This window comes from Streptomyces monomycini (genome assembly GCF_022271435.1).
Taxonomy (GTDB): Bacteria; Actinomycetota; Actinomycetes; order Streptomycetales; family Streptomycetaceae; genus Streptomyces; species Streptomyces monomycini.
In genome coordinates, this window is the sequence record NZ_JAFIQY010000033.1 from 30,810 (window position 1) to 48,913 (window position 18,104).

The following is an 18,104-nucleotide window of genomic DNA, read 5'->3' on the forward strand; positions in this document are numbered from 1 at the left end:
CATGTGCGGAATCGTGGGGTATGCGGGCGGCCGGTCCGCCCTGGACGTCGTGCTCACCGGGCTGAAGCGGCTGGAGTACCGCGGCTACGACTCGGCCGGGGTGGCCGTGCTCGCCGACGGCGGGCTGGCGGCGGCCAAGAAGGCCGGCAAACTCGCCAATCTGGACAAGGAACTGGCCGACCGTCCGCTGCCGGCCGGTACGACCGGGATCGGGCACACCCGGTGGGCCACGCACGGCGCGCCGACCGACACCAACGCCCACCCGCATCTGGACAACGCCGGGCGGGTCGCCGTCGTCCACAACGGCATCATCGAGAACTTCGCGGCCCTGCGCGCGGAACTGGCGGAGCGCGGCCACACGCTGGGCTCCGAGACGGACACCGAGGTCGTCGGACACCTGCTGGCGGAGAACTTCTCCTCCTGCGGGGACCTGGCCGAGGCGATGCGCCAGGTGTGCCGCCGGCTGGAGGGCGCGTTCACGCTGGTCGCGGTGCACGCGGACGCGCCGGACGTGGTGGTGGGCGCGCGCCGCAACTCCCCGCTGGTGGTGGGCATCGGCGAGGACGAGGCGTTCCTGGCGTCGGACGTGGCGGCGTTCATCTCGTACACCCGTGAGGCCGTCGAACTGGGCCAGGACCAGGTCGTGGAGGTGCGCCGGGACGGGGTGACGGTCACCGGCTTCGACGGCGCGCCGGGCGAGGTGCGGAACTTCCACGTGGACTGGGACGCGTCGGCCGCCGAGAAGGGCGGCTACGACTACTTCATGCTCAAGGAGATCGCCGAGCAGCCGAAGGCCGTCGCCGACACGCTGCTGGGCCGGGTGGGCGAGTCCGGGGTGCTCTCGCTGGACGAGGTCCGCATCGAGGACTCGGTGCTGCGCGAGGCCACCAAGGTGGTGATAGTGGCCTGCGGCACCGCCTTCCACGCCGGGATGATCGCCAAGTACGCGATCGAGCACTGGACGCGCATCCCCTGCGAGGTGGAGCTGGCCAGCGAGTTCCGCTACCGCGACCCGATCCTGGACCCGCGCACCCTGGTCGTCGCCATCTCGCAGTCCGGCGAGACGATGGACACCCTGATGGCCGTACGGCACGCCCGTGAGCAGGGCGCGAAGGTGCTCGCGGTGTGCAACACCAACGGCTCGACGATTCCCCGCGAGTCGGACGCGGTGCTCTACACGCACGCGGGTCCCGAGGTCGCGGTCGCCTCGACCAAGGCGTTCCTGACGCAGCTGGTGGCCTGCTACCTCCTCGCGCTGTACCTGGGCCAGGTGCGCGGCACCCAGTGGGGTGACGAGATCCGGGCGGTGGTGCGCGAACTGGCCGCGATCGGCACCCAGGTCGACCAGGTCCTGGGGACGATGGAGCCGGTACGGGAGCTGGCGCGCGGCCTCGCGGAGAAGAACACGGTGCTCTTCCTCGGGCGGCACGTGGGCTATCCCGTCGCCCTGGAGGGCGCGCTGAAGCTCAAGGAACTCGCGTACATGCACGCGGAGGGCTTCGCGGCGGGCGAGCTGAAGCACGGGCCGATCGCGCTGATCGAGGAGGGCGTGCCGGTCGTCGTGGTCGTGCCGTCGCCGCGCGGCCGGTCCGTGCTGTACGACAAGATCGTCTCCAACATCCAGGAGATCCGGGCCCGGGGCGCGCTCACCATCGTCATCGCCGAGGAGGGGGACGAGACGGTCGTCCCGTACGCGGACCACCTGGTGCGCGTCCCGCGCACGCCCACCCTGCTCCAGCCGATGGTCACCACCGTGCCGCTCCAGGTCTTCGCCTGCGAACTGGCCACCGCCCGCGGCAACGAGGTCGACCAGCCGCGCAACCTCGCCAAGTCGGTGACCGTCGAATGATCATCGGGGTGGGGATCGACGTCGCCGAGATCGACCGGTTCGCGGCGGCGCTGGAGCGCACCCCGGACATGGCGACGCGGCTGTTCGTCGAACGGGAGCTGACGCTGCCCAGCGGCGAGCGCCGGGGCATCGCCTCGCTCGCCGCGCGGTTCGCGGCCAAGGAGGCGGTGGCCAAGGCGCTGGGGGCGCCGGCCGGGCTGCGGTGGACGGACGCGGAGGTGGCGGTGCTGGATTCCGGGCAGCCGATACTCAAGATCCGCGGGACGGTCGCGGAGCGCGCGGCGGAACTCGGCGTGCGGTCCTGGCACGTGTCGCTCAGTCATGACGCGGGTGTGGCTTCGGCGGTGGTGATCGCGGAGGGGTGAGCGGCGGGCGGCCGGACCGGGTGCCTGCCCGTACGCCGGGCCCCTATCCGGACGGACGGACGGTCGTCGGCCGGGCCGTGCGCGTATCCGTCGCGCGGCGCCGCTCCCGTGTCCGTACGCGCCGCCGTCGGCCGGGCGAGCCGGGAGGAATGCCCGCGCCGTCCGGGGTGAGACTGGGGGCATGAGGACTGCGTACAGCGTGGATGTCGTACGGGCGGCCGAGCGGGACCTGATGGCGCGGCTGCCCGAAGGGGCCCTGATGCAGCGGGCCGCCGCCGGTCTCGCGGTGGCCTGCGCGGAGCTGCTGGGGCGGGTGTACGGATCGCGGGTCGTGCTGCTCGTGGGCAGCGGTGACAACGGCGGCGACGCCCTGTACGCGGGCGCCCGGCTGGCCCGGCGCGGCGCGGGCGTACGTGCCGTCCTGCTGTCCCCCGACCGGGCCCACGCGGGCGGCCTGGCGGCGCTGCGCGCGGCGGGCGGCCGGGTGTCCGGCGACGCCCTGGCCGATCTCGCGCGGGCCGACCTCGTCGTGGACGGGATCGTCGGTATCGGCGGTAAGGGCGGGCTGCGGCCGGAGGCGGCCCGGCTGGCCGACGCGGCGCGGCGGTCCCTGGTCGTCTCCGTCGACCTGCCGAGCGGAGTGGACGCGGACACCGGGGAGGTGGCGGGCGACGCCGTACGGGCCGACGCGACGGTGACGTTCGGCGCGTACAAGCCGGGGCTGCTGATCGACCCGGCGCGCGAGTACGCGGGCGCGCTGCGGCTGGTGGACATCGGCCTGGAGCTGCCCGGGGACGCGACGGCCGAGGCGCTTCAGTACGCGGACGTGGCGGAGCTGCTGCCGCGTCCCACGGTGGAGAGCGACAAGTACCGGCGTGGCGTGGTGGGTGTCGTCGCGGGCTCGGCGCGCTACCCGGGCGCGGCCGTCCTGGCGGTCTCCGGGGCGCTGCGGGGCGGCGCCGGGGCCGTACGGTACGTGGGCCCGGCGGCCGACGCCGTGCTCGCGCAGTTCCCGGAGACCCTGGTGCACGCCGGGCCGCCCTCGAAGGCGGGCCGCGTGCAGTCCTGGGTCATCGGGCCCGGCATCGGCGACGAGGGGGACGCCATGGCGGACGTCCTCGACTCGGACGTCCCCGTCCTGGTGGACGCCGACGGGCTGCGCTTCCTGGACCCGGCGCGGGTACGGGGCCGCGGCGCGCCGACCCTGCTCACCCCGCACGCCGGGGAGGCCGCTGCCCTGCTCGGCACCGGCCGGGCGGACGTGGAGGCGTCCCGCCTGCGCTCCGTACGGGAACTGGCCGAGCGGTACGGCGCCACGGCCCTCCTGAAGGGCTCCACGACCCTCGTCGCCGGCGCGGCGGGCGGCCCGGTGCGCGCCAACCCCACCGGCACGGGCTGGCTCGCCACCGCGGGCAGCGGCGACGTGCTGTCCGGACTGACCGGGTCCCTGCTGGCCACCGGCCTGCCCGCGCACGACGCGGCCGCCGTCGGCGCGTACCTGCACGGTCTGGCCGCCCGGCTGGCGGCCACCCCGGACGGCGCGCCGATCCTGGCGACGGACGTGGCCGGGGCGCTGGGCGCGGCGTGGCGGGACGTCGGCCGCCACTGAGGGCGCCGGGGCGCGAGCCTGTACCGCGGGCGCCCGTGCGCACTCCCGCGCACCCGTCTCTCCCGGCCCCAACACCCCGTTCTGCGACACTGGGTGGATGAACCATGCAGCCATGCGGGCCCGTGCGGCCGTGGACCTCGACGCGGTGCGCTCCAACGTGCGGGCGCTGCGGGCCCGGGCGCCCCGGGCCGAGCTGATGGCCGTGGTGAAGTCGGACGCGTACGGCCACGGCGCGCTCCGGTGCGCCCGCGCGGCCCGGGAGGCCGGGGCGACGTGGCTGGGCACCGCGCTCCCCGAGGAGGCGTTCGCGCTGCGCGCCGCGGGCGACACCGGCCGGCTGATGTGCTGGCTGTGGACGCCCGGCGGGCCCTGGCGGCAGGCCGTCGAGCAGGACATCGACGTGTCGGTCAGCGGCATGTGGGCGCTGGCCGAGGTGACCGCGGCGGCGCGCGCGTGCGGCCGTACCGCCCGCGTCCAGCTGAAGGTCGACACGGGGCTGGGGCGCAGCGGCTGCCAGCCCGTCGACTGGCCCGAACTGGTCGCCGCCGCCCGTGCCGCCGAGGCCGAGGGCGCGATACGGGTCACCGGCGTCTGGTCGCACTTCGCCTGCGCCGACGAGCCCGGTCACCCCTCCATCGACGCGCAGCTCGCGGTCTTCGCCGACGCGGACGCGGTGGCCCGCCGGGCGGGCCTGGACCCGGAGGTGCGCCACCACGCCAACACCCCGGCGCTGCTCAGCCTCCCGCACGCGCACTTCGACCTGGTACGTGCCGGTATCGGCATCTACGGTGTCTCGCCCAGCCCCGAGATGGGCGCGCCGGAGGACTTCGGGCTGCGGCCCGCGATGACGCTGGAGGCGTCCCTGGCGTCGGTCAAGCACGTACCCGGCGGCCACGGCGTCTCGTACGGGCACCGCTACACGACGGCCGGGGAGACCACCCTCGCCCTGGTCCCGCTCGGCTACGCCGACGGCATCCCCCGCCATGCGTCGAACAGCGGACCGGTGCTGGTCGCGGGCAAATGGCGGACGGTCGCCGGCACCGTCGCGATGGACCAGTTCGTGGTGGACCTCGGCGGGGACCCGGCCCAGGTGGGCGACGTGGCCGTGCTGTTCGGCCCGGGGGACCGGGGGGAGCCGGGCGTCGAGGACTGGGCGCGTGCGACGGGCACGATCGGGTACGAGATCGTTACGCGGATCGGTACCCGGGTGCCACGCGTCTATGTCGACGAACGCGCGGACACGGGGAGCGGGACATGAGCGACAGGACGGGGGCGGCCGCCGACGCCGCGATCGACGCGGCGGCCGAAGCGGCCACGACGGCCGGCAACTGGACCCGGGCGGGACGGCGCGCGAGCCTCGCGGGCGTCGCGCTCGGCGTGGTCGCCGCGGGCGCCGCGGCGGGCGTCGCCGTCGAGCGGCTGACGGTCGGCCGGGGCGTACGGCGCAAGGCGCGGCTCGCGCTGGACGCGGCGGGCCCGTACGGCACGCTGCGCGGCACACCGGGCACGGCGGTCGCCGAGGACGGCACGGAGCTGCACTACGAGATCGACGAGCCGGACGACGGCAAGGACGGCAAGGGCAGCCGGAGCGGCAAGGGCGGCGGTGCCGGCGGCGCGCGCCGCAAGCGGCTGCTGGGGCTGCTGGGGCGCCGCTCCGGAGCGCCCACGGTCGTCTTCAGCCACGGCTACTGCCTGAACCAGGACTCCTGGCACTTCCAGCGCGCGGCCCTGCGCGGCGCGGTGCGCAGCGTCCACTGGGACCAGCGCAGCCACGGCCGCTCGGAGCGCGGCCGGGCCCAGCGCGACGGCACCGAACCGGTCACCATCGAGCTGCTGGGCCGGGACCTGAAGGCGGTGCTGGACGCCGCCGTGCCCGAGGGGCCGATCGTGCTGGTCGGGCACTCCATGGGCGGTATGACGGTGATGGCGCTGGCCGACCAGTACCCGGAGTACGTCGCGGAGCGGGTGGTCGGCGTGGCCCTGATCGGCACCTCGGCGGGCCGGCTCAGCGAGGTCGCCTTCGGCCTGCCGTCGCTGGGCGTCAAGGCGTTCCACCGTTTCGCGCCGGGCGTGCTCAAGGCGCTCGGCGCGCAGAGCGAGCTGGTCGAGAAGGGCCGCCGGGCGACCGCCGACCTCTTCGCCGGGCTGGTCAAGCGCTACTCCTTCGGTACGCCGAAAGAGGTGGACCCGGGGGTGGCGCGGTTCGCCGAGCGGATGATCGAGGCGACCCCGATCGACGTCGTCGCCGAGTTCTTCCCGGCCTTCGCCGTGCACGACAAGACCGAGGCGCTGGTCGCGTTCGACCCCGTACCGGCGCTGGTGCTGGCCGGCGACCGGGACCTGATCACGCCGTCCGACCACAGCGACGCCATCGCCGGGCTGCTGCCGGGCGCTGAGTCGGTGTGCGAGGCGGGGGCGGGCCATCTGGTGATGCTGGAGCGCCCCGAGGTGGTCAGCGGCCATCTGGAGACGCTGATCGAGCGGGCGGCGGCGACGGCGGCGGCTGCCCGGTCGGCGCGGGCGTAGCGGCGCGGCCGTCGGGTCCGGACGGGCCCGGCGGCGTCCGTCCGCCGCGGACGGGTTCGAAATGCCGGTTGTGCGCGCCGTACCATCGGCGCATGAGCGCCACCGAGACGATCGAGCACGTAACCGTCAACTCGCCCCAGCGGATGCAGGAGTTGGGCCGCGCCCTGGCCGGGCTGCTGCGCCCGGGGGACCTGGTGCTGCTGACCGGGGAGCTGGGCGCGGGCAAGACGACGCTGACCCGCGGGCTGGGCGAGGGCCTCGGCGTGCGCGGCGCGGTCACCTCGCCGACCTTCGTGATCGCCCGGGTGCACCCGCCGCTGGCCGGCGGACCGGCCCTGGTGCACGTGGACGCGTACCGGCTCGGCGGCGGCCTGGACGAGATGGAGGACCTGGACCTCGACGTGTCGCTGCCCGAGTCGGTGGTGGTCGTGGAGTGGGGCGACGGCAAGGTCGAGGAGCTGTCCGAGGACCGGCTGCACGTGGTCATCGAGCGCGCCGTCGGCGCGGACGCGCCCGCCGCGTCCGCCGACGGGGAGGCGCCGGACGAGGACGACGTGCGCGAGGTCACGGTGCGCGGTGTCGGGGCGCGCTGGGCGGACGTGGACCTGACGGTGCTGGCCGGGGTGTAGGCGGCGCCCGTACCGTAGTTTCCGACAAGCCGTCGGGAAGATGTTGCGCGCGCGGCGCCGAACGTGGTCACATGGGTGAAGAGAGAGCCGGTTAGGTCTGCCTAACTACGCCCGCTTGCCCAGGAGCCACGGGAGGCATCCATGTCGGCCCACCAGCCCGTCACCGCAGCGGTCCGCAACGGCGCGGCCGAACCGACGCCGACCATGAACCAGCTGCTGGCGGCGTGCGCCGCGGCCAGCGCGGTGTCCACGCCCCCGCGGCCGCCGTCCCGGGCCGAGGGAGCGGAAGACGCCGAGGGCACCGAGAGCGCCGAGGGCACCGAGAACTCCGAGGACATCGAGGGCGACGCGCGCGACGCGGCATAGCGGGGGCGCGCGCCCCGCGCGTCGGCTTACGCCCCGCCCCGGCTCACTTCACGACGACGATCTTCGTCTTGTTCAGCGCGAAGTCCCACATCGCCGTGCCGTCCGCACGCGCCTCGCGGATGCCGCCGGTCTTCTTCGTCGCGTTCGGGTCCGGCATGGAGCCGTCGACCGCCGCGCTGAAGCCGACCACCACACCGTCGGCCATGGCGAAACGCACCACGTGCTCGACCGGCACCCCGTCGGAGCCGGTGAGCTTCAGGGTCCGGCCGCTGACCTTGTACGTGCCCGGGGCCGGGCTGACGGAGCTCGGCGTGACCTCGTACGTCCGCTTCACCTTGCCGTCCGCCGTGACCAGCCACACCCGCCGCGCGCCCAGCGCGTAGACGACCCGCTCGCCCTCGCCCGAGTCGGCCGGCACCGGCACCTCGGTCTTCTGCTGGTCCGCGCCGCCCTTGCCCTTGCCGGGAGCCGGGCTCGCGGTCGACGACGGCTGCTTGCCCGGAGTGATGTGGTCGGGGGCCGAGGCGGACGCCTGGTAGGCCAGGAAACCGACGGCGGCGAGCGCAACCGTGGTCAGAGCGGTGACGATCGAGCTGCTCTTTGCGGACACCGCCGTGCCACCTTTCGTACGCGCGTGACTACGGGTGACGGTAGCACCCGGCAAGGCACCCGCGGCCGCGCCGTAGTCTTGGAGGCGTGCTGCTGCTTGCTCTGGACACCGCAACCCCCGCCGTCACCGTCGCCGTCCACGACGGCTCCCGCGTCCTCGCCGAGGAGCGCCAGGTGGACGCCCGCCGGCACGGCGAACTGCTGCTGCCCGCCGTCGACCGGGTCCTCGCCGAGGCCGGCGTGAAACTCGGCGCGGTGACCGACATCGTCGTCGGCGTCGGCCCCGGCCCGTACACGGGCCTGCGGGTCGGTCTCGTCACGGCCGCGACGTTCGGGGCCGCGCTCGACGTGCCGGTGCACGGCCTGTGCACGCTGGACGGCATCGCGTACGCCGCCGGGCTCGACGAGCCGTTCCTGGTGGCGACCGACGCCCGCCGCAAGGAGGTCTACTGGGCGCGCTACGCCGACGCCCGCACGCGGCTCACCGAGCCCGCCGTGGACCGCCCCGCGGACATCGCCGACGAGGCCGGCGCGCTGCCGTCGGTGGGCGCGGGCGCGCTGCTGTACGCCGGCACGTTCACCGGCGTACGGGACGGCGGCCCGGAGCACCAGTCCGCGGGCGCGCTCGCCGGGCTGGCCGCCGAGAAGCTCGCGCGCGGCGCGGAACTGCTGCCGCCGCAGCCGCTGTACCTGCGCCGCCCGGACGCGCAGGTGCCCGCCAACTACAAGGTGGTCACCCCCAAGTGACCGCGCGGACGGCGGCCGGAGACGGCGCGCGCGACGGCGCCGTACTCCGCGAGATGCGCTGGTGGGACATCGCGCCGGTGCTGGACCTGGAGCGCGAGCTGTTCCCCGAGGACGCCTGGTCGGCGGGCATGTTCTGGTCCGAGCTGGCGCACGCGCGCGGCCCGGCCGCCAACCGCCGCTACCTCGTCGCCGAACGGGACGGCCGCCTGGTCGGCTACGGCGGCCTGGCCGCCGTCGACGGCACCGGCGACATCCAGACCATCGCCACCGCCCGCGACCAGTGGGGCTCCGGCCTCGGCGCCCGGCTGCTGACCGAGCTGCTGTCCGCCGCCACCGCCTTCGAATGCGCCGAGGTGCTGCTCGAAGTGCGCGTCGACAACACCCGGGCACAGCGCCTGTACGAGCGGTTCGGCTTCGAGCCGATCGGCTTCCGGCGCGGCTACTACCAGCCCGGCAACGTGGACGCCCTCGTCATGCGCCGTACCACCGAGTCCCCCTCCGAATCCCCGGCCGATTCCGCCCCCGGGCCGGCCGACGACGCCCCCTCCTCCCCACCCCCCGCGCAAGGAAACCGGACCCATGGCTGACGAACCGCTCGTCCTCGGCATCGAGACCTCCTGCGACGAAACCGGCGTCGGCATCGTGCGCGGCCACACGCTCCTCGCGGACGCCGTCGCCTCCAGCGTCGACGAGCACGCGCGCTTCGGCGGCGTCGTCCCGGAGGTGGCCTCGCGCGCGCATCTGGAGGCGATGGTCCCCACCATCCAGCGTGCCCTGAAGGAGGCCGGGGTGGCGGCGTCCGACCTCGACGGCATCGCGGTCACCGCCGGCCCCGGCCTGGCGGGCGCCCTGCTCGTCGGTGTCTCGGCGGCCAAGGCGTACGCCTACGCCCTCGGCAAGCCGCTCTACGGCGTCAACCACCTCGCCTCGCACATCTGCGTCGACCAGTTGGAACACGGCGCCCTGCCCGAACCGACGATGGCCCTGCTGGTCTCCGGCGGCCACTCCTCGCTCCTGCTGGCCCCCGACATCACCTCCGACGTACGCCCCCTCGGCTCGACCATCGACGACGCGGCGGGCGAGGCGTTCGACAAGGTCGCCCGCGTCCTGCACCTGGGCTTCCCGGGCGGTCCGGTCATCGACCGCTACGCGCGCGAGGGCGACCCGGAGGCGATCCGCTTCCCGCGCGGCCTGACCGGCTCCCGCGACCCCGTCTACGACTTCTCCTTCTCCGGCCTCAAGACGGCCGTCGCCCGCTGGATCGAGGCGAAGCGCGCCGCGGGCGAGGAGGTCCCGGTCGCGGACGTCGCGGCGTCCTTCCAGGAAGCGGTCGTCGACGTCCTGACCCGCAAGGCCGTACGCGCCTGCAAGGACAACGGCGTCGACCACCTGATGATCGGCGGCGGCGTCGCCGCCAACTCCCGCCTCCGCGCGCTGGCCCAGCACCGCTGCGAGAAGGCGGGCATCACCCTGCGCGTCCCCCGCCCCAAACTCTGCACCGACAACGGCGCCATGGTCGCCGCCCTCGGCGCCGAAATGGTCGCCCGCAACCGCCCCGCCTCCGCCTGGGACCTCCCGGCCGACTCCTCCCTGCCGGTGACGGAGCCCCACGTACCGGCCCCGGACCACGATCACGGGGCCCACGGCCACGGGGGCCACGGTCATGACCACGACCACTTCCACGAGCTGAGCAAGGACAACTTGTACTCGTAGGGGGAGAGCCGCCGCGACACGCCTCACGGCACCTGCCGCGCCACTCGTTCGCATGAAGCGTCCCGGTTCCCGCTGGCTACTCTGGGCCCACGGCCCAGCATCCCGCCCAGGGGAGAACCGATGACCGCCAGCGCTTCCGAGAGCCCCCTCATCCCACAGCCACAAGCCTCGATCACGCTGTTGCGTGAGGCCGTGGCGCAGATCGCGCCTGCGGCCCTGCCGGCCTTCACCCGCGAACTGTCGCACGCCGCCGACCAGGCGCGACAGGGCTCCGACCTGTTGCCATTGCGCCGCTTCACGATGCAGTGGGCCGTTTACGTGCACATCCAGCGTCACCCCGGGGTCGCCGCCAGGTTCCGGGAACTGGAAGACCTGGCCGTGGCCACCGACGACGTGGAAGAGGCCCGGAGCGCGGTGGCCGAACTGGGCCGCATCCTGGACGCCGCCCACGCCGCCGTAGCGCAGGAAACGTCTTGAAGGAGCCGTGGAAGGGGGAGTACGACCCCGACACCCGGCATGTGACGGGCGGCCTTCCGGCCGAGGTGGTGGCTGAGGTCGAGCATCTGGTCGGCCAGCTCGTCGAACTGGCCGAAGTGGGTGTAGACATCACCGACATGGGCTACGGTCCTCGCCCAGGTGGATTGCGCCGGATGGATGCGGCAGGCGGCTATTTCTTCTTCCTGCCGCTTCCCCGAAGCAAGCTGGTGGCCGTCACACGCGTCATTCCGCCGTTCGCGAGCCTCTGAGAGAACGCCCTGCCCCACTCGCCCCCTGACGCCAGGTCATACCCTGGTTATAGCTCGCATATGTGGTTACGGGGAGGCGGCAGGCTGTGAACTGGATCTGGTGGGTGTTCGCGTTCTTCATGGCGGGGGGTTTCGCGAAGGTCGCGGATGTCGGGCGGAAGGCGATGAGTACGCGGCACGCGCGGAAGATGGAGCGGCTGGAAGGCACGCGGCGCGAGCGGCTGGAGCTGGAGGCGGCGCAGCGGCCGCCAGAGGCGGTGTGCGGGTGTACGCACCATCTCGCCAAGCATGACAAGCAGGGCAGGTGCCATGAGGCGGTCCAGGTGCCGACGGCCTGGGACGCGGAGAAGAAGCCGGTCGCGTACGAGCCGGGGCAGTGCACCTGTCAGCAGTACGTCGGCCCGCAGCCCCTGTCGCAGGTGTTCGCGGAGGAGCTGACGGACCGGGCGTAGGCGGCCTCAGGACCGGGCATAGGCGGCCTCAGCAGGCCGGTGCCGCGCGCCCCAGCAGCATCGTGGGCGCCCCGGCCACCCGCGTCAGGAACACCACGCAGGAGTTCGGCCCCGACAGCTTCAGCTTCTTGCGCAGTTCCTCGGGTTCGACGGCCGAGCCGCGTTTCTTGATGACGGCGACGCCGACACCGCGTTCGCGCAGCAGCGCCCGGAGCTTCTTGACGTTGAACGGCAGCGTGTCGGTGATCTCGTACGCGGTGGCGTACGGGGTCGGGCGGTGCTCGTCGGCCGTGACGTAGGCGATGGTCGGGTCGATCAGGCGGCCGTCCACCTGCTGGGCGACCTCCACGACGAGGTGCGCGCGGATGACGGCGCCGTCCGGCTCGTACAGCCAGCGGCCGACCGGGCCCGGCTCGGGGTCCGGCAGGCCGGTGCCCAGCAGGAAGTCACCGGCGGGCAGGAGTGTGGCGCGGCGCGTGCCGGGCGCGGTGCCGAACCACAGGACGGCCTCCTTCACGTCGCCGCCGTCGGAGATCCACTCCGCCTCCGCCTCGTCGGGGACGACCTCGTGCGGGATGCCCGGCGCGATCTTCAGGGCGGCGTGCGGCGCCGTACGGGCGGCCTGGACGGCCCAGGACAGCGGCGGCGAGTACGCCTCCGGATCGAAGATCCGCCCACCGCGCCCGCCCCGGCCGCCGCGCCGTGCCGGGTCGACGAACACCGCGTCGTACGCCGAGGTGTCCACCTCGGTGACGTCCGCGCAGCGCACCTCGATCCGGTCGGCCAGCCCCAGCGCCTCCGCGTTGGCGCGGGCCGCCGCGCAGGTCAGCGGGTCGCGGTCGACGGCCAGCACGTGGATGCCGGCGCGGGCCAGGGCGATGGCGTCGCCGCCGATGCCGGAGCACAGGTCGGCGAGCGTGCGGACGCCGAGGGCGGCGAGGCGGGTGGCGCGGTGGGCGGCGACCGTGCTGCGCGTGGACTGTTCGACGCCGTTGGGCGTGAAGTACATGCGCGCGGCGTCCGCCCCGAACTTGGCCGCGGCGCGCTGGCGCAGCCGCGCCTGTCCCAGCGCGGCGGAGACCAGCGGTGCCGGGTGGGCGCGCCGCAGCCGGGTCGCGGTCGCCAGTTCGTCGGCCGGGTCGTGGTCGCGCAGTTCGGCCAGCAGGGCCTGGCCTTCGGGCGTGTGCAGCGCGGAGAAGGAGTCGAGGTCGTTCGCCTGGTTCACCCGGTCCATTGTGGGCCAGCGCGCGCGGCGGGGAGCGGAGGGGGCCGGTGGTGACGGGGCGCTGTCAGCCGCGTGAGCGGCGGGCGCGGCGGCCGTGGCCGGGGGTGCGGCCGCCGTCCCGGGGCAGGACCGGGGCGGGCAGGGCGGCCGGGTTCACGCGGGGAGTGGCCTGGGTGGCGTCCAGGTCCACCGCGGCGCCCGCGGCGCGCCGTCCACGCCGCCCGCGCCGTCCGGTCGGCTCTCCCACCGGCTCACGGCGGCGCTGCGCGCTGTCGCTGATGCGGATGAGCAGCGCGACCATGACCCAGTTCGCGACGAGCGAGGACCCGCCCTTGGCCAGGAAGGGCAGTGCCTTGCCGGTCAGGGGTATCAGCCCGGTGACGCCGCCCGCGACGACGAAGACCTGGAGCAGCAGCGAGCTGGCCAGGCCGACCGCCAGCAGCTTGCCGAAGGGGTCGCGGGCGAGGAGGCCGACGCGCAGGCCGCGCTGGGCGAGCAGGACGTACAGGAGCAGGACGGCCATCACGCCGGCGAGGCCCAGTTCCTCGCCGACGGTGGTGAGGATGAAGTCGCTGTTGCCCGCGAAGCCGATCAGTTCGGGGTGTCCCTGGCCCAGGCCCGTACCGCTGATGCCGCCGCTGCCGAAGCTGAACAGGGCCTGCGCGGCCTGCTCGGATATCAGGCCCGGCGGCCGCTCCTTCTCGGGCAGGAAGATGTCCATGGGGTGCAGCCAGGCCATCACCCGCCCCTTGACGTGTGGTTCGGTCGAGCCGACGACGGCGGCGCCGATCACCGCCATGGCCAGGCCGCACAGCACCCAGCTGGTGCGCTCGGTGGCCATGTAGAGGGTGATCACGAAGAGGCCGAAGAAGATCAGCGAGGTGCCGAGGTCGCGTTCGAAGACCAGTACCAGGAGGCTGATGACCCAGATGGTGAAGATCGGTCCGAGCTGGCGGCCCGGCGGCAGCTGGACGCCCATGACGCGGCGTCCGGAGAGGGCGAGCGCGTCGCGGTTGAGCGTCAGGTAGCCCGCGAAGAACACCGCGATCATGATCTTCACGAACTCGCCGGGCTGCAACGACAGCGGCCCCACGAAGATCCACCGCTTGGCGCCGAACGTGTCACCGGGGAAGAACGCCGGGGCCATCAGCAGCACCAGCGCGACGGCCATCGTCAGGTAGATGTACCGCTGGAGGAAGCGGTGGTCGCGCAGCAGCATCAGCGCGGCCGTACAGACCGCCACCCCGATGACCGTCCACACCAGCTGCCCGTCCGCTGCCGGGGTCATGTGCAGGCTGGGTTTGGCCGCGTACGTGATGTCGAGGCGGTTCAGCAGCACCAGGCCGATGCCGGACAGCAGGGTGGCGAGCGGCAGGATCAGCGGGTCGGCGCGCGGCGCGAAGCGGCGCACGACCAGGTGCGGGACGAGCGCCATGAAGAAGGCGGCGGCGGCGAAGCCGGGCAGCCCGGCGGGCACCCGGCCGTTCATCGACAGACCGGTGTACGTGTAGCCGAAGACCGTGATCAGTACGGCGAAGGCGAGCAGCCACATCTCCGTACGCCGCCGGTTCGGGGCCTGGGCGAGAGCGGCGAACGTCATGGTGCGCTCGGCGTCGCTCTCCGGCCCCCCGAGGGGCCGGAGCGAGCTCGTCAGTCCACGCACGGGATGCCTCCGCCGTCCATCATGGGAGCCGTCTGCCCGGAACCTTCCGCTCCGGGGCCGGACTCCACCGTCGAGGAGGAAGACGAGGGTGACGGTTGCAGGGTTCCCACAGCCGACCGGGGTGCGACAGACCCGCCATCGGGCGCGTCGCCGCTGGTGGGAGCGGCGGAACGGTCGGCCTCCGGCCTGGTTTCGCGGGCGACGAGCCGCCGTATCTTGTCCGGATCCACCCGGTTCACGTCCTCACCGTGATGCGTGGCGAAGCCCTCCACGGGCAGCGTGGTGAATCGTACATTCCCTCCCGAAAGGTTCTTCGCCTGCTGGAGGAACGACAGCAGGTCCCAGCCCTCGTCGATCACCAGGTCCTGCTTCGCGACATCCGTCAGCTTCAGCAGCCGCAGCGGGTCGGTGAAGGTGCCGGCCGAGTTCAGCTTGTGCGTGGCGGAGGCGAGGAACGCCTGCTGGCGGCGCGTACGGTCCAGGTCGCCCGCGGGCAGCCCGTGCCGCTGCCGTACAAAGGCCAGCGACTGCGGCCCGTCGAGCGTCTGCCGCCCGGCCGGGAAGTCGGCACCCGAGTACCGGTCCCGCACCGCGTGCTTCAGGCACACCGGTACGCCGTCGAGCGCGTCCGCGATGTGCAGGAACCCCACCAGGTTCACCTCGGCGAAGTGGTCGACCGGCACGCCGAGGAAGGCACGCACCGTCGCGATCTGGGCCCGCCGCCCGGCCTCCCGGCCCTCGTGCTCCAGCCGGTCGTGATCGGTGACGCCCTGCCGCGCCAGCCGCTCCTCCGTCGCGGCCTTGGCCAGCCCGTACGCCTTCTTGATCTTGTCCTTGCCGTGCCCCGGGATGTCCACGAGATCGTCGCGGGGAATCGAGAACGCAGTGGCCCGCCCCCCGCCGGCAGGCACATGCAGCAGCATCAGCGTGTTGGTGTTGTAACCGCCGATGTCGGACGAGGCGCCCGCGTGCAGCTTCGCCAGCACGTCCTTCGGCAGGTCGTTCCCGTTCTGGTCCTTACGGCTGTCCAGCCCCATCAGCAGGATGTTGACCGCCCCGCCGGACGATCTGGGCGCCCCGTCGCCGAGCGCCCGCGACGAGCCGATCCGCGCGGCGAGATCCTGGTAGAAGTACCAGCCGGCGCCCGCCGTACCCAGCAGGAGCACGGCGACGCACAGGGCCAGCCTGCGCAACACGACACGACGCCGGGACCGGTGCCGGCGCCCTCGCGGGCGGACGGTGTCCGGAGCGGTGGGCCTACGACGGTGCTTCATCCGACCAGGCTGGCGGCCCGCCACTGAAGAAAGTCTGAAAGTCCTGAAGAGCCGCTCAGGAGCAGCCCCTCAGCCCGGCCGCCCCCGTCAGGAGCTCCCGGACCGCCCCTGCCCACCAGGCGGTACGGGCAACACGAGCACAAAGCGGGCACCGGCGCGCCCGTCCTCCCGCGCCCGCACGGTCAGATCCCCGCCGTGCGCGCGGGCGACCCCCCGGGCGATGGCCAGCCCCAGCCCCGTACCGCCGGTCTCCCGGTCACGCGCCGCGTCGAGCCGGGCGAACCGCTCGAAGACCTTGCCCCGGTCCGCCTCCGGAACACCGGGCCCGTCATCCACCACTTCCAGCACGGCCCGACCGGCGGCACCCTCGTGCCCACCCCCCTCCCTCCACGCCACGACCCGCACCTCGGACGCCGCATACCGCAGCGCGTTGTCGACCAGATTGGTCAGCAGGCGCTCCAGCTGCGCCGGATCACCCCGCACGGGAACGGGCTCACCCGCCTCGACGACCAGCCGCGGCCCGCCGCCCACCGGACGGCGCGCGGCCTCCTCCGCCGCCAGCAGCGCCAGATCCACCGGCTCCGCGCCCCGCGAGGCATGCGCGTCGAGCCGCGCGAGAAGCAGCAGGTCGGCGGCGATCCGCTGTAGACGCTCGGTGTCCCGGAGCGCCGCGCGTACGGACTTCTGATGCTCACCGTCGCCGCCGGCCCCGCCCGCGAGCGCCACCTCCAGCCGGGACCGCACCGCCGCGATCGGATTGCGCAGCTCGTGCGACGCGTCCGCGACGAACTGGCGCTGCCGGGTGACGGCCTGCTCCAGCCGGTCCAGGGTGGCGTTGACCGTACGGGCCATCAGCGCGATCTCGTCACCGCCCGCCGGGTCCGGCACCCGCCGGTCCAGCTCGCTCTCGCTGACGGCGGCCAGCTCGGTCCTGATGGCGGTCACCGGGCGCAGCGCCAGGCCCGTCACCGCCCACGCGATGGCGGCGGCCAGCGCGATCAGCGGCGGGGCGCTGGCCAGCAGGGCCACGCCGATGGCGTGGGTCGCGTCGTCCACGTCCGAGAGCACGGTCACGGCGTACACGTACCGCTCCTGCCCGCTGCCGCCGGGCGGCGACGCCCGGACCACCACCACGTCCGCGCGCGTACCGCCCGCCGCCGCGGCGGGCGAGCCGGTCAGCACGCGGTCGGCGGAATCCTGGCCCGGCGACGGCCGCAAGCCCCGCAACTCGGCGGCCAGCGGGTCGGCGGTACGGAGACTGGTCGCGACGACCTGCCCCGCCGCGTCCAGAACCAGCACCAGGTCGACGCCCTCGGCGGGCGAAGGCAGCACCTCCGGCAGGGCACCCGTGTCCGCCTGCGCGGCGACCTTACGGGCGGCCACTTCCGTACGACTGGTGGTGTTGTCCAGAAGATTCGCCCGCAACAACACGTACAGCCAGCCACCCCCGACGGCCAGTACGAGGCCCATCGCGAGCGCCGCGGCCGCGGCGGTGCGGCCGCGCATGGAAGCGGGCCCGGCCCGGAACCGGGCCCGACGGCGGTTCTCAGCCGTCATCGGGCGCCATCCGGTACCCCGTGCCGTGCACCGTACGGATGGAATGGCGGCCGAACGGCACGTCCACCTTCTTGCGCAGCGACGAGACGTACACCTCGACGATGTTCGGGTCCACGTCGGCCGGCGAGTCCCACACCTCGTCGAGAATGTCCCGCTTGGCGACCGCCTGCCCCTCGCCCGCCATGAGACAGCGCAGCACACCCAGCTCGCGGGCGGTCAGCTCGATCTCGGTATCGCCACGACGACAGCGCCGGGCATCGGCGTCCAGTGTGAGATCACCGCTCTGCAAGGTGCGCGGCCGCTCGGCAGCACGCCCACGCCGGGTGAGCGCCCGCAGCCGGGCCAGCAGCACGACAAACGAAAACGGCTTGGTCAGATAGTCATCGGCGCCCGCGTCCAGCCCTTCGGCCACGTCGTACTCGCCGTCCTTGGCGGTCAGCATCAGCACCGGCGTCCAGTCGTCCCGACGCCGCAGCCGCCCACAGATCTCGTACCCGCTGGGCCCCGGCAGCATCACATCCAGCACGATCGCGTCATACGCCCCGGCCAGCGCCAACTCCAGCCCCCGATGCCCGTCCCGGGCCACATCCACCCAGTGCCCCTCAGCAGCCAGCCCCCGCCGCAAGGAGTCGGCAAGCCCCTCTTCGTCCTCCACGACCAGTATGTGCATGAACCCATTGTCATGGTTCGGCCCTATTCCCGGGGGCGTGTGGGGGCGCGCGTCCTGCGCAAAAGGTCCGGTGGGTGGGGGCTCGGGGGCACTCCGGGGTCACT

Annotated in this window: 19 protein-coding genes; 13 read left to right on the forward strand and 6 right to left on the reverse strand. The window is 73.8% G+C overall.

Annotation, left to right across the window (positions count from 1 at the left end):
- The first annotated feature begins 1 nt into the window (after position 1).
- The 7 genes from glmS (at position 2) to JXZ78_RS29235 (ending at position 7,344) form a co-directional block, all read left to right on the forward strand.
- Positions 2-1,849, forward strand: coding sequence for a glutamine--fructose-6-phosphate transaminase (isomerizing) (glmS, locus tag JXZ78_RS29205; RefSeq protein ID WP_238783451.1), 1,848 nt, complete (start codon positions 2-4; stop codon positions 1,847-1,849).
- Entirely contained in the window at positions 1,846-2,214 is a 369-nt protein-coding gene (locus tag JXZ78_RS29210; RefSeq protein ID WP_030016964.1) for a holo-ACP synthase, read from the forward strand. The genes glmS and JXZ78_RS29210 overlap by 4 nt, the downstream gene beginning before the upstream one ends.
- 181 nt (positions 2,215-2,395) lie before the next feature.
- Positions 2,396-3,823: an NAD(P)H-hydrate dehydratase gene (locus tag JXZ78_RS29215; RefSeq protein ID WP_030016963.1), complete on the forward strand. Its 1,428-nt coding sequence runs from the start codon at positions 2,396-2,398 to the stop codon at positions 3,821-3,823.
- A 97-nt stretch (positions 3,824-3,920) separates the two neighbouring features.
- Positions 3,921-5,081 (forward strand): alanine racemase, encoded by a 1,161-nt coding sequence (gene alr / locus JXZ78_RS29220; RefSeq protein WP_030016962.1) that lies wholly within the window; start codon positions 3,921-3,923, stop codon positions 5,079-5,081.
- Positions 5,078-6,349, forward strand: a complete 1,272-nt coding sequence (locus JXZ78_RS29225; RefSeq protein ID WP_030016961.1) for an alpha/beta fold hydrolase — start codon at positions 5,078-5,080, stop codon at positions 6,347-6,349. Before alr ends, JXZ78_RS29225 begins: the two co-directional genes overlap by 4 nt.
- 92 nt (positions 6,350-6,441) lie before the next feature.
- The gene (gene tsaE / locus JXZ78_RS29230) at positions 6,442-6,978 is read left to right on the forward strand and encodes a tRNA (adenosine(37)-N6)-threonylcarbamoyltransferase complex ATPase subunit type 1 TsaE (RefSeq protein ID WP_030016960.1); all 537 of its coding nucleotides are present in this window, start codon (positions 6,442-6,444) and stop codon (positions 6,976-6,978) included.
- 141 nt (positions 6,979-7,119) lie between these two features.
- Positions 7,120-7,344: a hypothetical protein gene (locus JXZ78_RS29235; protein ID WP_030016959.1), complete on the forward strand. Its 225-nt coding sequence runs from the start codon at positions 7,120-7,122 to the stop codon at positions 7,342-7,344.
- Between the two features lie 43 nt (positions 7,345-7,387).
- Here JXZ78_RS29235 and JXZ78_RS29240 read toward each other — a convergent pair whose 3' ends face one another.
- Positions 7,388-7,954, reverse strand: coding sequence for a hypothetical protein (locus JXZ78_RS29240; protein ID WP_030016958.1), 567 nt, complete (start codon positions 7,952-7,954; stop codon positions 7,388-7,390).
- An 86-nt stretch (positions 7,955-8,040) separates the two neighbouring features.
- Between JXZ78_RS29240 and tsaB the strand changes: the two genes are divergently transcribed.
- The 6 genes from tsaB to JXZ78_RS29270 all read left to right on the forward strand — a co-directional run bounded on the left by tsaB (position 8,041) and on the right by JXZ78_RS29270 (position 11,611).
- Entirely contained in the window at positions 8,041-8,700 is a 660-nt protein-coding gene (gene tsaB, locus JXZ78_RS29245; RefSeq protein ID WP_030016957.1) for a tRNA (adenosine(37)-N6)-threonylcarbamoyltransferase complex dimerization subunit type 1 TsaB, read from the forward strand.
- 53 nt (positions 8,701-8,753) lie between these two features.
- The gene (rimI, locus tag JXZ78_RS29250; protein ID WP_050501951.1) at positions 8,754-9,287 is read left to right on the forward strand and encodes a ribosomal protein S18-alanine N-acetyltransferase; all 534 of its coding nucleotides are present in this window, start codon (positions 8,754-8,756) and stop codon (positions 9,285-9,287) included.
- The gene (gene tsaD, locus JXZ78_RS29255) at positions 9,280-10,413 is read left to right on the forward strand and encodes a tRNA (adenosine(37)-N6)-threonylcarbamoyltransferase complex transferase subunit TsaD (RefSeq protein ID WP_030016955.1); all 1,134 of its coding nucleotides are present in this window, start codon (positions 9,280-9,282) and stop codon (positions 10,411-10,413) included. Before rimI ends, tsaD begins: the two co-directional genes overlap by 8 nt.
- A gap of 120 nt (positions 10,414-10,533) precedes the next feature.
- A complete protein-coding gene (locus tag JXZ78_RS29260; protein ID WP_030016954.1) occupies positions 10,534-10,890 on the forward strand; it encodes a hypothetical protein in 357 nt (118 codons plus the stop codon).
- Complete coding sequence (locus JXZ78_RS29265) at positions 10,887-11,159, forward strand: hypothetical protein (RefSeq protein WP_030016953.1); 273 nt, start codon at positions 10,887-10,889, stop codon at positions 11,157-11,159. Before JXZ78_RS29260 ends, JXZ78_RS29265 begins: the two co-directional genes overlap by 4 nt.
- 86 nt (positions 11,160-11,245) lie before the next feature.
- Positions 11,246-11,611, forward strand: coding sequence for a hypothetical protein (locus JXZ78_RS29270; RefSeq protein ID WP_030016952.1), 366 nt, complete (start codon positions 11,246-11,248; stop codon positions 11,609-11,611).
- 28 nt (positions 11,612-11,639) lie between these two features.
- Here the strand turns inward: JXZ78_RS29270 and JXZ78_RS29275 are convergent, their stop codons facing one another.
- The 5 genes from JXZ78_RS29275 to JXZ78_RS29295 form a co-directional block, all read right to left on the reverse strand.
- Entirely contained in the window at positions 11,640-12,845 is a 1,206-nt protein-coding gene (locus JXZ78_RS29275) for a class I SAM-dependent methyltransferase (RefSeq protein WP_050501944.1), read from the reverse strand.
- 55 nt (positions 12,846-12,900) lie between these two features.
- Entirely contained in the window at positions 12,901-14,436 is a 1,536-nt protein-coding gene (locus JXZ78_RS29280) for an FtsW/RodA/SpoVE family cell cycle protein (protein ID WP_078623882.1), read from the reverse strand.
- A 50-nt stretch (positions 14,437-14,486) separates the two neighbouring features.
- A complete protein-coding gene (locus JXZ78_RS29285) occupies positions 14,487-15,695 on the reverse strand; it encodes an LCP family protein (RefSeq protein WP_030016949.1) in 1,209 nt (402 codons plus the stop codon).
- Positions 15,696-15,860: 165 nt separating this feature from the next.
- Positions 15,861-17,330 carry a sensor histidine kinase gene (locus JXZ78_RS29290; RefSeq protein ID WP_030016948.1) on the reverse strand — a complete coding sequence of 490 codons (1,470 nt, stop codon included), beginning with the start codon at positions 17,328-17,330 and terminating at the stop codon, positions 15,861-15,863.
- Positions 17,320-18,000, reverse strand: coding sequence for a response regulator transcription factor (locus JXZ78_RS29295; protein WP_030016947.1), 681 nt, complete (start codon positions 17,998-18,000; stop codon positions 17,320-17,322). The genes JXZ78_RS29290 and JXZ78_RS29295 overlap by 11 nt, the downstream gene beginning before the upstream one ends.
- Positions 18,001-18,104: the final 104 nt, after the last annotated feature.

Bases quoted from the DNA above. Each gene is read 5' to 3' on its own strand.
- JXZ78_RS29225 (WP_030016961.1), top strand. From the start codon at position 5,078: ATGAGCGACAGGACGGGGGCGGCCGCCGACGCCGCGATCGACGCGGCG.
- JXZ78_RS29235 (WP_030016959.1), top strand. From the start codon at position 7,120: ATGTCGGCCCACCAGCCCGTCACCGCAGCGGTCCGCAACGGCGCGGCC.
- glmS (WP_238783451.1), top strand. From the start codon at position 2: ATGTGCGGAATCGTGGGGTATGCGGGCGGCCGGTCCGCCCTGGACGTC.
- JXZ78_RS29280 (WP_078623882.1), bottom strand. From the start codon at position 14,436: ATGACGTTCGCCGCTCTCGCCCAGGCCCCGAACCGGCGGCGTACGGAG.
- alr (WP_030016962.1), top strand. From the start codon at position 3,921: ATGAACCATGCAGCCATGCGGGCCCGTGCGGCCGTGGACCTCGACGCG.
- JXZ78_RS29210 (WP_030016964.1), top strand. From the start codon at position 1,846: ATGATCATCGGGGTGGGGATCGACGTCGCCGAGATCGACCGGTTCGCG.
- JXZ78_RS29290 (WP_030016948.1), bottom strand. From the start codon at position 17,330: ATGACGGCTGAGAACCGCCGTCGGGCCCGGTTCCGGGCCGGGCCCGCT.
- tsaD (WP_030016955.1), top strand. From the start codon at position 9,280: ATGGCTGACGAACCGCTCGTCCTCGGCATCGAGACCTCCTGCGACGAA.
- JXZ78_RS29215 (WP_030016963.1), top strand. From the start codon at position 2,396: ATGAGGACTGCGTACAGCGTGGATGTCGTACGGGCGGCCGAGCGGGAC.
- tsaE (WP_030016960.1), top strand. From the start codon at position 6,442: ATGAGCGCCACCGAGACGATCGAGCACGTAACCGTCAACTCGCCCCAG.
- JXZ78_RS29260 (WP_030016954.1), top strand. From the start codon at position 10,534: ATGACCGCCAGCGCTTCCGAGAGCCCCCTCATCCCACAGCCACAAGCC.
- JXZ78_RS29295 (WP_030016947.1), bottom strand. From the start codon at position 18,000: ATGCACATACTGGTCGTGGAGGACGAAGAGGGGCTTGCCGACTCCTTG.
- rimI (WP_050501951.1), top strand. From the start codon at position 8,754: ATGCGCTGGTGGGACATCGCGCCGGTGCTGGACCTGGAGCGCGAGCTG.
- JXZ78_RS29275 (WP_050501944.1), bottom strand. From the start codon at position 12,845: ATGGACCGGGTGAACCAGGCGAACGACCTCGACTCCTTCTCCGCGCTG.